We start from the raw sequence: 12,435 nt of genomic DNA on the forward strand, positions 1-12,435 counted from the left end.
ACAAGTTAAATTTTGGGAAGTTAACAACGATTTGCTGACTTCCCCATATCTTATTTCAACTCACCTTTCTGGTATTTTCCAGCGGCTTTAACAAAACCTGCAAACAACGGATGACCATCTCTTGGTGTAGAAGTGAACTCTGGATGGAACTGACAAGCCACGAACCATGGATGGTTTGGATTCTCAATAATTTCAACCAGCTTATTGTCTACTGAACGGCCCGCAACTTTAAGACCTGCATCTTCAATACGCTTCAGTAGCATATTATTCACTTCATAACGGTGGCGATGGCGCTCAGTGATAGTCTCTGAACCATACATTTCACGTACTAAGCTGCCATTCACTAAATGACAAACTTGACCACCAACACGCATTGTTCCACCAAGATCACTCTCTTCAGAACGAACTTCAACGTTGCCGTCTTCATCACGCCATTCTGTAATCAGCGCAACAACTGGGTATTTACAATCAGGCTTAAATTCTGTGGAGTTCGCATCTTTCATGTTGGCAACATTGCGCGAAAACTCAATCAGAGCAACCTGCATACCCAAACATATACCTAAATAAGGAATTTTATTCTCACGTGCATATTGTGCTGTCAGAATCTTACCTTCCACGCCGCGTTCACCAAATCCACCCGGAACTAGAATTGCATCTAGGTTTTTGAGTAATTCCACACCACGTGTTTCAATATCTTGTGAATCAATCAGTTTAATATTAACCGTTAAACGATTTTTCAAACCCGCATGTTTTAGGGCTTCAATCACTGATTTATAAGCATCAGGTAATTCAACATATTTACCGACCATCCCAATGGTCACTTCACCAGCAGGATTAGCTTCTTCATAAATAACCTGTTCCCACTCAGAAAGGTTCGCTTCTGGGCAATCAAGATGGAAGCGTGTACAAATATATTCATCCAAACCTTGTGATTTTAACAAAGCTGGAATTTTATAAATGGAATCAACATCTTTAAGTGAGATAACCGCTTTTTCTGGCACATTACAGAACAGTGCAATTTTTGCACGTTCATTAGCAGGAATAACACGGTCTGAACGACAGATTAATACATCAGGTTGGATACCAATCGACAACAGTTCTTTCACTGAATGTTGAGTTGGTTTCGTTTTCACTTCACCCGCTGCCGCAAGATATGGCACTAAGGTCAAATGTATGTATAACGTACGCTCACGACCAACCTCTGCCGCCATTTGACGAATAGCTTCAAGGAATGGCAGAGACTCAATATCACCCACTGTACCGCCGATTTCGACCAATACAACATCATGACCTTCACCACCACGGATGATGCGATCTTTGATTTCATTAGTAATATGAGGGATAACTTGGATCGTAGCACCTAAATAATCGCCACGGCGCTCTTTGCGCAATACTTCTGAATATACACGTCCGGTCGTAAAGTTATTACGACGTGTCATTTTAGTACGAATAAAACGCTCATAATGACCTAAATCTAAGTCAGTTTCAGCGCCGTCTTCTGTAACGAAAACTTCCCCGTGTTGAGTTGGGCTCATTGTACCTGGATCTACGTTGATGTAGGGATCCAATTTCATCATGGTTACATTGAGTCCACGGGCTTCGAGTATAGCCGCCAACGAGGCTGCGGCAATGCCTTTACCCAGAGAGGATACGACCCCGCCGGTCACAAAAATATAATTAGTTTTCATGCTGAACCTGAAAGTTTAGGTTTAAAAGATGATGGATATAACAGGACGGGAAAACAGTATACCCGAACCTTAAATTCGCTACAAATGTTCTAAGCACAATAAGGCCACTTTTCATCAATACTCTAATAATATCAGCAAGTTAAAATAGAAAATATATTTATGCTCGATAAATACACATCCAACACTATTTCTTAAGACTAACACACTTTAAAATCAAAAGCTAAATCCTTTCAGCTCTTTGTATACCTTAAAAAAGATGAATTTGAACTTATTTTGATCTGAAACACGGCTATCAGTTAGTAGCCCTAAATAGTTCATGCCAAAATTAAGATTAGCAAGCGCAGCCAACAACGCTGTAGTGCGAAATATGACGAGCCACTATTCTTGACGCTTAATAGAAACCCACAAAGCCTCCATCTCATCAAGTGTAGCACTTTCTGTTGATTTGCCACTTTCTGCTAAACGTTCTTCGATTTGTCTAAAACGGTTCTCAAATTTCTGACAAGCTTTTTGCAGTGCCATTTCCGGTTTATGACCTAAATGACGAGAAAGATTAACTGTAGCAAACAATAAATCACCTAATTCTTCTTCAAGGCGTTGTTCATTGATAACCACTTGCGTCGCCTCTTCCATCACTTCTTCAAGTTCTTCATGTACTTTGCCAACAACTGGACCTAAAGTATCCCAATCAAAACCAACGGATGCGCAACGTTTTTGAATTTTATAAGCTTTCATTAACGCAGGTAATGCACTCGGAATATCATCAAGCACGGAAAATTGTTCTTTTTCTGCTCGTTCCTTCGCTTTACGCTTTTCCCAACCCGCGATAACTTCACTACTACTCAGCCGATTTTCAGCATCAAATATATGTGGATGGCGACGTTCTAGCTTGTCACTCACCGCTTGGCAAATATCATCAAAATCAAACAAAGACTGCTCTTTAGCCATTTGAGCATAAAATACGACCTGAAATAACAAGTCTCCTAGCTCACCTTTTAAGTCACTAAAATCTTCGCGTTCAATTGCATCTAGCACTTCATAAGTTTCTTCTAACGTATAAGGTGCTATGGTTTTAAACGTTTGCACTTTATCCCACGGGCAGCCATCCTGCGGGTCACGCAACTTATTCATAATATTTAATAATCTTTCAATTTGTAGTTTTCCCTGACTCATTTTACTAACCTTTGTTTTGCTTAATTACATAAACCGCTATTTTTATATCAAATGAATAGCAAGTGGAATTTTATTTATTAAACCTTAAATTAACCATTTATTACAATAAGTTAATTATTCCAGTCATATGAAAATTTAGGACTAACTTTTCTATATCCAGACTAAAATTTCGCTAATATTTTAGTCATTAAACAGATGGAAAGGTTTCAAGTATGACAACGGATTACCATAACACACCCCATGACTCTGCATTTAAAGGCTTTATGTCTAAAGTGGGAAATGCGCGAGATTTTTTTGATATTCATTTACCTAAAAATATTAAACAATTATGTGATTTTAATACATTACAACTTACCAATTCATCGTTTATTGACCATAAGCTACGTTCTCGTTTATCGGATGTTCTGTATTCTATCGAGACTCATTATGGCGACGGTTATATTTATGTTCTTGTAGAGCACCAATCTGTACCAGATAAACTAATGACATGGCGTCTCATGCATTATGCCTTTCTTGCTATGAGCCAACATTTGCAACAAGGCCATAAAACATTGCCTTTTGTTGTTCCAATGTTGTTCTATAATGGAAAAATCACGCCTTATCCCTATTCACAAATGTGGACCCATTGTTTCCAATTTCCAGAATTAGCTAATGAACTTTATTTTAACCCTTTACCTTTGATTGATATTACTGTTATTGATGATAATGAACTACTGAAACACCGTAAGATAGCCGTGATGGAGCTTGCCATGAAACATAAAGATTTGCGGGATGATGTTAATCAGATAATCGCTAATCTAGCCCAAGCAATAAATCAAGACTATAATGATGAAGATGACATCGATAAAATATTCTATTACTGGTTTTATACAATTGATTCGCATAGCTTTACTCAAATTATAAAACAGCTAACAAATCAAATTCACAACCATCAAGGAACTATTATGAATATTGCACTACGTTTACAAGATCAGGGACGTAAAAAAGGACATAAGGAAGGACATAAGGAAGGGCATAAGGAAGGGCATAAAAAAGGACGTGAATCAACCCAATTAGAAATTGCCGCTAAATTGTTAAAATCCGGTATTTCTCTTGAATTAATTATGGAAAGCACGAACTTAAGCAAAGACCAAATACGCCAACTACAATAAAACCTTGTCTGCACAATAAATAGAAACAATCTAAAAATTCATTTTAGTGACCCAGCAGTGCTCTATAGCTCGAAATATATCACTCACGAATATTCAAAATAGTTCGAGTTATGGCTAAACGGCAAAAAATAAAATTCATAACATCAAGGAACTATTATGAATATTGCACTACGTTTACAAGATCAGGGACGTAAAAAAGGACATAAGGAAGGGCATAAAGAAGGACGTGAATCAACCCAATTAGAAATTGCCGCTAAATTGTTAAAATCCGGTATTTCTCTTGAATTAATTATGGAAAGCACGAACTTAAGCAAAGACCAAATACGCCAACTACAATAAAACCTTGTCTGCACAATAAAATAGAAACAATCTAAAAATTCATTTTAGTGGCCCAGCAGTGCTCTATAGCTCGAAATATACCACACACAAATATTCAAAATAGTTTGAGTTGTGGCTAGGCGGCAAAATGAGGTTATCTCGGGAAGCATACAAAAGTATGTGACCCGAGTAACCGAGTGAAGCCAACAACGCCACAGCTCGAAATATGAAGAATATTATTGGGAATGGCGTTTCGCTTCAATAACATCTGGCAACTGATTCAGCTTAGTAAGAACCCGCGCCAATACCTGTAAATTATGGATTTCAATCGTCATATCGATAGTTGCTAGCTGCTGTTTTACATCACTGCGGCTGCTTACTCCCAATACATTCACTTTTTCATTAGCTAAAATAGTCGTGATATCACGCAATAACCCACTGCGGTCATTTGCGACGACCCTGACAACTAGAGAATAGCCACTTGAATAGTTCTCCCCCCAGACAGCGTCTATAACACGTTCAGGAGCATGACTTTGTAAGTCAGCTAATTGTTCACAATTAATACTATGAATAGAAATTCCACGCCCTTTCGTGATAAATCCTGCGATTTCATCACCGGGTATTGGTTGGCAGCAGCGAGCGATATGGTGCATCAAGTTACCGACACCCTCGACGACGACACGGCCGCTATCATGAGAAGGTGCACGTGGTACCGTTGATTTGCTTTCCAAGGTTTTCATTGCTGCACGGTCAGCTTCTTCAGCAGTCGTTTTATTAAACTTACCTTGTAAGAAATTCACCAGTTGATTAATACGAATATCACCGCCGCCAATACCTGCTAACACTTCATCCAATGAATGAACGTTATAACGAGCTATCAGCAATTTCTCTGCATCTTTAATGCTAATTTCAAGCTGTGCTAATTCCCCATCTAAAATCTGGCGTCCTGCGAGGATGTTTTTATCTTTGTCTTGCTTACGGAACCAATTTTGAATTTTTGCTCGCCCACGACTGGTCGTGACATATCCAAGATTAGGATTAAGCCAATCACGACTAGGATTAGGATGTTTTTGGGTAATAATTTCTATCTGGTCACCCATCTGCAATTGATAGCTAAATGGAACAATACGCCCACCTATTTTTGCACCAATACAACGGTGTCCAACATCACTATGAATATGGTATGCAAAATCAAGTGGCGTTGAACCTGTTGGCAAATCAACCACATCACCTTTTGGCGTAAAGACATACACTCTATCATCAAATACTTGGCTGCGAACTTCATCCAACATTTCGCCAGAATCTGACATTTCTTCCTGCCACGCAATTAACTTACGCAACCATGCAATACGGTGTTCATAGCCACTATCTTTTCCAAGACCGGTTGCACCTTCTTTATATTTCCAGTGCGCCGCAACGCCCAGCTCAGCATCTTCATGCATCTGCCTAGTGCGTATTTGTATTTCAAGGGTTTTACCATTAGGGCCAAGAACCACGGTATGAATAGATTGATAACCATTTGGCTTTGGATTTGCGACATAATCATCAAATTCATCAGGAAGATGACGAAAATGAGTATGCACAATCCCTAAAGCGGCGTAGCAATCCTGTAGACGCTCAACCACAATACGCACGGCTCTAACATCGAATAATTCATCAAATGCCAATGCCTTTTTCTTCATTTTTCGCCAAATACTGTAAATATGCTTAGGACGGCCATAAATATCAGCCTGAATCTGCTCTTTAAGCATATATTTACGTAATGTACTGACAAAATTATCGATGTAATCTTCGCGGTCTATACGGCGTTCATGCAACAATTTAGCTATTTTTTTGTATTCATCAGGATGTAGATAACGGAAACAGAAATCTTCTAACTCCCATTTTAATTGGCCAATACCCAAACGATTTGCTAATGGTGCATAAATATTAGAACACTCTTTCGCTGCCAGTACGCGCTCTTCTTCGCTAGCATCTTTAACTTCACGTAAATGGGCAATTCGCTCAGCTAATTTGATAACAACGCAACGAAAATCTTCCACCATCGACAACAACATACGACGGATGTTATCAACTTGAACGGAGCTAGTTTCACTCGATTGAGTCGCTTTAAGTTGGCGAATGGCGTCCATCTCCAGTACGCCTTTCACTAACTCATAAATGGATGACCCAAACTCATCAATAACGGCTTGATCATCTAGTTTTTTTTCATCAACTAAAGGAAATAGTAAGGCCGCTTGCAGACTTCCGATATCCATACTCAATGTGGATAAAATTTCGGTCATCTCGATGCCGCGCCATAGCAATAGAGGGCCTATTTCTTGTCCTGATAATTTATCATGACAATACTGCCAGGTATGGATGAGCTTTTCTTCTGATTGTTTATTATTTAATCCCAGACCGCTAACCCACTTTTCTGGGGCGAACTCACCTGCTGGGGTAAGATGTGCACTTCTTACTGCAACCATATTTTTTCCCTACCTGTTAACCCTCTGGGCTAAGAATAAATAGCGCCATTGACTCCAGATGGCTGGTGTGCGGAAACATGTCCAACATCCGCAAATGTAGCAACCGATACCCTGCCTCAAGCAATTGCTTGCTGTCTCTGGCTAATGTTGTTGGGTTACAAGAAACATAGACAATTTTTTCTGGCATCAGTTTAATTAAATGTTCCATTACGCCAGCAGCGCCTGCTCTGGCGGGATCAAGCAATACTTTATTAAACCCTTCGACAGCCCAAGGTTGCGTATGAATTTGTGCTTCCAAGTTTTCATTATAGAACGCTGTATTATAAATAGAATTGCGCTTAGCGTTATTTGTTGCTTGTTCGACTAAATTTTCAACACCTTCAACGCCAACGACAAATTTAGCCAAGCGAGCCATCGGCAACGTAAAGTTACCCATTCCACAAAAAAGGTCTAATATTCTATCGTCACATTTTATATCTAACCACTCTATCGCTTGCTTCACCATATGCTGATTTATTTCAGCATTGACTTGGATAAAGTTAAGGGGATTAAACTGTAATACCTCGCCTGCGACTTGATATTCAGGTATCAACGTTGATGGTGTCAGCGACTGTAGTTTATCTTCATCACCCGCGAGCCAAATTGACACGTTATTCTGTTGTTCAAAATCCGCTAATAATTTTCTATCTGATATCTTAAAGGGAGCCAAATGTCTGATAAGTACTATTTTACTATTATCAGCATTAATGAGCTCTACATGCCCTAATTTAGGTGCAATGCTAAGTTGATTTAGACATTCAGATAAAGGTTGAATGAGCGCATCAAGCGCAGGATGTAAAACTGGGCAAGTTTTTATATCAACTAAGGTATTCGATTGTGTTTGACGGAATCCCATCACCAAATGTTTATTTTTTAGTTGATATTGTAATCCAAGACGAGCTCTGCGGCGGTAACCATATGCTTCACCACTGATAACAGGGATTGCTTCTAGGTTACTTCCTGTTTCTCTTGCCATTAAATGCTGTAGCGCTTTGGCTTTGCTTTCTCGCTGTAATGAGATATCTACATGTTGCTGCTGACAACCACCACACTGGTTAAAATAACGGCAGTGAGGTTTAACTCTTTGCAAACTATGATTAAAACGTTTGATAACTTTTGCTTTAGCAAAATGACGTTTATCCTCGGTCAGTTCTACTTGAGCTTCTTCTCCAGGCAATAGTCCTGTTACAAAGATAGCTTTGCCTTCAACGCGGGCAACACCTTGCCCCGCGGCATCAAGACTATCAGCAATTACCGTTAATTGACGGCGCTGGGTGGTACGGCGATTCGGCGAGTAAAATTGGGCCATAATAGTCACTACGAGGTAATAAGTTGCAAAAAATAATATTATATTTTCTCAATTCTAAATTACAGCTAATTTATGCTGTCGCATTCGAATTAAGAATACAGCTGATCATAATAGCAGCTTTTTAAGCAAAATTATTTACCACTGATAAGTTTTTCTCGCTTAATGCTCTTTCAAAAATCAATTATGTCTAATTACTCACCATAAATTTACGATATTCTTCATAGGCATAGTGATCTGTCATGCCGCTAATATAATCTTGAATTAATCTTGCTCGATAATAAAATTCTAGGATGGATTTATCTGATTCATTCGTTGCCGACACTTTTTCTAAAGCTTCAGCATAGGATAAACGATGTTTGTTTGACAATTTATGAAATAAACGTGTTTCAATAAAAAAATGTTTATGGAAATTATGTTCTACCAGCGAAGAAAATTCCGCTCTATCCATCATTAATAACGGGCTATAAACATCTAATAAGCCACTAATAATGCGATAACCTTGTAACTCCAGCTCTTCAACTTCATGATGGTTAAATACGTGTTTAAAAGCGACCGTTTTCAATACTTTTAATAACCGATGCTCAGGGCTTTTATCTTCCAATAATGCGCTATTAAAACGCCCATGATAAATTTCAGGGAGGTTTTGAATAAAACGCTGCGCACTGTAATAAGCTAATTTTCCTGTAATATTGACACGTAGATACATAAAAAATTGATCTTGCTGAATGCGCCTAGTATGGTTTTCACTAATATTATTATAAGCCCGCATGATGGTTTGCTCGAACAAATCACCTTGTTTGACCTCCCCCCACTCGGCTTTCAAATGATCAATTAACTGCTCTACAGTAAAAATACCTTTCTCAGCAGCATCATCCAAATCAGCGATACAATAAGAAATATCGTCAGCCGCTTCCATAATATAGGTCAAAGGAAAACGGCAATATCTCTCCATATCTAATTTTTTAGTCAGTTCACTCACAAAATCAGCTTCAGACCAGTAATAACCTGGCTTTTTCATCAAATAATCAAATTCGGCAGGGATAGGCTCAAGATCGTAGGCGCCTCGGGTATATTTCAAAATAGAACCAACCTGAGCATAGGTTAAATTCAATTTCAATAGTCGATGAGCCATTCTCAGCCCTTGTGCATTTCCCTCAAATGAACAGAGATCTTGCTTTAATTGCCTACGAAACAAATCTTGTTTTTTGTTTCCGGTTAATTGAAGCGCTTTGATTCGACAAGGGTCTGGTGTTTCTTCGGTAAAAATATAACTTGGTGCAAGTAAGGCGCTAAACCAACGTTGAATTGCCGCTTCGCCAAAATGTCCAAAAGGGGGATTACCAATATCATGCATCAGACATGACATTTCTACGAGGCTTTCAAAGGCATCACAACGTTCAGTTAATCCATACTCTTCGAGTAATTTTTTCTTTTTTAAATCACTCAGTACAGTTTTACTAATGTACCGCCCTACTTGCTGAACCTCCAATGAATGGGTCAGTCGACTGCGCACAGCGGCATTTTGTTCTAGAGGAAAAACTTGGGTTTTTTGTTGTAAACGACGAATAGCAGCAGAATTAATAATTCGTCCGCGATCACTTTCAAATAAACGATTTACAGCGTCTTCATCATCAGCAGAAACTTTTTGACTGATAGCACTTTTATAGTTGCGCTGAAAACTCAGTTTTTTTAAAAAGTTAATATCGTCCACATCTGCCCCTTATCTTTTTATTTATTAGTCTTCAAGCATTGGAAAAACAGCCCAAAATTTACGTTTCAATGTTACACTTTGTGTATCTTTTTAATATATATTCGCAAGCTCAATTCGTAGTAAAAATCTACAATACAAAGCATCGCGGATATTTTATCTCGTTCGTGTTATAGCACGATGGCGAACATTTACCCTAAATAATTTAAATTGCTGCCAAGCAAGGTAGATAGGGAAAGGAGAAATAATGAAAATCGGTATAATCGGTGCAATGGAGCAAGAAATAGCTATTCTTCGCTCTCAAATTGAAGATTGTCAAACACTCAGCCGTGCAGGTTGTGAAATTTATACGGGTAAAATTAATGGTGCAGATATTGCTTTACTAAAATCAGGTATTGGTAAAGTTGCAGCCGCGATTGGAACGACACTATTAATAGAACATTTTCAACCCGATGTAATTATTAATACGGGCTCTGCCGGCGGATTAGACTCACGTTTAAATGTAGGAGATATCGTTGTCTCGACTGAAGTACGCTACCACGATGCTGATGTCACCGCTTTTGGTTATGAACCTGGCCAAATGGCACAATGTCCTCCTGCCTTTGTTGCTGACCAAAAACTCATTGAAGTTGCTGAAAAATGTATTTCACAACTGTCGATGAATGCAGTTCGTGGTTTAGTCTGTAGTGGTGATGCTTTCATCAATGGCGCAGAACCTTTAGCTCGCATCAAAGCCACTTTCCCACAAGTTGCAGCCGTTGAAATGGAAGCGACTGCTATCGGGCAAGTTTGCTATCAGTTTGCCGTACCTTTTGTCGTCGTTCGCGCAATTTCTGATGTTGCAGATAAAGAATCCCATACAAGTTTCGATGAATTTCTTCCTGTTGCTGCACGTCAGTCATCATTAATGATTAATGCCATACTGGCTGAACTCGCTTAATATATTCAATATTAGCTTAATAGACTTAGCTATCTATTCACTAAGTCTATTAATTCAATATCATAATTAAACAAGATGATAGCGATGAAAAGAATCAACTTTATCCTACCCACAGTAACCGCCTTATTATTTGTATTTTTGATATCACCCGCACTTTGTGCGCCAAAACAACGTGTTATTAGCCTTTCACCCGCTAATACTGAGCTAGCCTATGCAGCAGGACTCGGTGATAGCTTAATCGCCGTTAGCGCTTATTCAGATTACCCAGAACAAGCCAAACAATTAGAACAAGTTTCTGATTGGCAAGGTTTAAACGTCGAACGCATTATTACACTCAAGCCTGATTTACTGCTAGCTTGGCGAGGTGGTAACCCACAGCGGCCACTGGATCAGCTCGCCGCATTAGGTATTCCTATTGTCTATTTAGATCCACAAAGTATTGACGACGTGATTCTCGCTATCGATGAATTAGCACAATACAGCCCTAATCCTGAGCTAGCACAACAAAATATCACGAAAATGAAAGCTAATTTAGCTCAACTAAAACAGCAAAATACATCCAATAAGCAAGCTAAACGCGTGTTTATTCAGCTAGGAACACAACCACTTTTTAGTGCAGGCGATCACACCATTCAAAATGATGTCGTGACGTTTTGTGGCGGTGAAAATATTTTTGCAAATAGTGCAGTACAGTGGCCACAAGTAAGCAGAGAGCAAGTACTCACTCGTAAACCTGATGTGATTGTCATGACTGGAAATAAAACACAAGAAGATGCTGTCAAAGCATTTTGGCATTCACAATTAGATATACCGATTATTCGTTTAAATGAAGATTGGTTTCATCGCGCAGGACCACGCATTATCAATGCCACACAAGCATTATGTGAACAACTGAATCACCAAAAATAAATATTATTAGTTAGTTGATGTGTTGATGTGTTGATGTGTTGATGTGTTGATGTGTTGATGTGTTGAAAAATTATCTAAATATACCTTATTTTATAGTAGGTTATAATCCAAAATAGTTCGAGTTGTGGCTAGGCGACAAGCGAGGATATCTTGGGGAGCGTACATAAGTACGTGACCCGAATATCCGAGAGAAGCCAACAACGCCACAGCTCGAAATATGCCAAATTAAACGCTAAAGGAAGAACCGCATCCACAAGTCGATTTAGCATTTGGATTTGTGATAATAAAGCGCGAACCTTCTAAACCCTCGGTATAATCGACACTTCCGCCGACCAAATATTGTAGGCTCATCGGGTCAACAACAAGTGCCACACCTTGTTTTTCTATAGTCATATCACCGTCGTTAATTTGATCGTCGAAAGTGAAACCATATTGGAAACCACTGCAACCGCCACCGGTGATATAAACACGTAGGCGCAGATTCGGGTTGTTTTCATCAGACACAAGATCTTTAACTTTAATTGCTGCCGCGTCAGTAAACTGCAATGGTAAAGCTGCATCATTACTCATTTCTTACTCCAGACCGGTGACCGGTAAATACATGTGTAAGCTATATTCATTATACATCAAACCACAGCATTGTTGATTACACTTAACTGCGGCTGAATGTTTTAAAGCAGATAACCTACTCAGATCAATTAACCTAATTATCCTTCACATGATTAAATCGTT

The 12,435-nt window shown here is 38.9% G+C and carries 10 protein-coding genes; 4 read left to right on the forward strand and 6 right to left on the reverse strand.

The annotated features are described in order from the left end of the window. Window positions 1–50: 50 nt before the first annotated feature. Window positions 51–1,688, reverse strand: coding sequence for a CTP synthase (glutamine hydrolyzing) (gene pyrG, locus DD649_RS06515; RefSeq protein WP_294104881.1), 1,638 nt, complete (start codon window positions 1,686–1,688; stop codon window positions 51–53). 378 nt (window positions 1,689–2,066) lie between these two features. Continuing rightward, on the reverse strand, window positions 2,067–2,861 hold the full coding sequence (gene mazG, locus DD649_RS06520) for a nucleoside triphosphate pyrophosphohydrolase (protein ID WP_294104883.1): 795 nt from the start codon (window positions 2,859–2,861) through the stop codon (window positions 2,067–2,069). A 212-nt stretch (window positions 2,862–3,073) separates the two neighbouring features. Between mazG and DD649_RS06525 the strand changes: the two genes are divergently transcribed. Together DD649_RS06525 and DD649_RS06530 are read left to right on the forward strand one after the other, a co-directional pair. After that, entirely contained in the window at window positions 3,074–4,012 is a 939-nt protein-coding gene (locus DD649_RS06525; RefSeq protein WP_294104885.1) for an Rpn family recombination-promoting nuclease/putative transposase, read from the forward strand. A 156-nt stretch (window positions 4,013–4,168) separates the two neighbouring features. Next, window positions 4,169–4,351 (forward strand): hypothetical protein, encoded by a 183-nt coding sequence (locus tag DD649_RS06530; RefSeq protein WP_294104887.1) that lies wholly within the window; start codon window positions 4,169–4,171, stop codon window positions 4,349–4,351. A gap of 215 nt (window positions 4,352–4,566) precedes the next feature. On the opposite strand, the gene relA is transcribed toward DD649_RS06530, so the two are convergent. The 3 genes from relA to dgt form a co-directional block, all read right to left on the reverse strand. Beyond that, window positions 4,567–6,798, reverse strand: coding sequence for a GTP diphosphokinase (relA, locus tag DD649_RS06535; RefSeq protein ID WP_294104889.1), 2,232 nt, complete (start codon window positions 6,796–6,798; stop codon window positions 4,567–4,569). 16 nt (window positions 6,799–6,814) lie between these two features. After that, the gene (rlmD, locus tag DD649_RS06540) at window positions 6,815–8,146 is read right to left on the reverse strand and encodes a 23S rRNA (uracil(1939)-C(5))-methyltransferase RlmD (protein WP_294104891.1); all 1,332 of its coding nucleotides are present in this window, start codon (window positions 8,144–8,146) and stop codon (window positions 6,815–6,817) included. Window positions 8,147–8,333: 187 nt separating this feature from the next. Continuing rightward, on the reverse strand, window positions 8,334–9,857 hold the full coding sequence (gene dgt, locus DD649_RS06545; protein ID WP_294104893.1) for a dGTPase: 1,524 nt from the start codon (window positions 9,855–9,857) through the stop codon (window positions 8,334–8,336). 244 nt (window positions 9,858–10,101) lie between these two features. Here dgt and mtnN point away from each other — a divergent pair, with 244 nt between their 5' ends. Both mtnN and btuF read left to right on the forward strand, forming a co-directional pair. Then, window positions 10,102–10,794, forward strand: a complete 693-nt coding sequence (gene mtnN, locus DD649_RS06550; protein ID WP_294104895.1) for a 5'-methylthioadenosine/S-adenosylhomocysteine nucleosidase — start codon at window positions 10,102–10,104, stop codon at window positions 10,792–10,794. An 84-nt stretch (window positions 10,795–10,878) separates the two neighbouring features. Beyond that, window positions 10,879–11,703: a vitamin B12 ABC transporter substrate-binding protein BtuF gene (btuF, locus tag DD649_RS06555; RefSeq protein WP_294104897.1), complete on the forward strand. Its 825-nt coding sequence runs from the start codon at window positions 10,879–10,881 to the stop codon at window positions 11,701–11,703. A 225-nt stretch (window positions 11,704–11,928) separates the two neighbouring features. Here btuF and erpA read toward each other — a convergent pair whose 3' ends face one another. Further along, window positions 11,929–12,273, reverse strand: coding sequence for an iron-sulfur cluster insertion protein ErpA (erpA, locus tag DD649_RS06560; protein ID WP_294104899.1), 345 nt, complete (start codon window positions 12,271–12,273; stop codon window positions 11,929–11,931). Window positions 12,274–12,435: the final 162 nt, after the last annotated feature.

It is taken from the genome of Providencia sp. (assembly GCF_003533305.1).
Lineage (GTDB): Bacteria > Pseudomonadota > Gammaproteobacteria > Enterobacterales > Enterobacteriaceae > Providencia.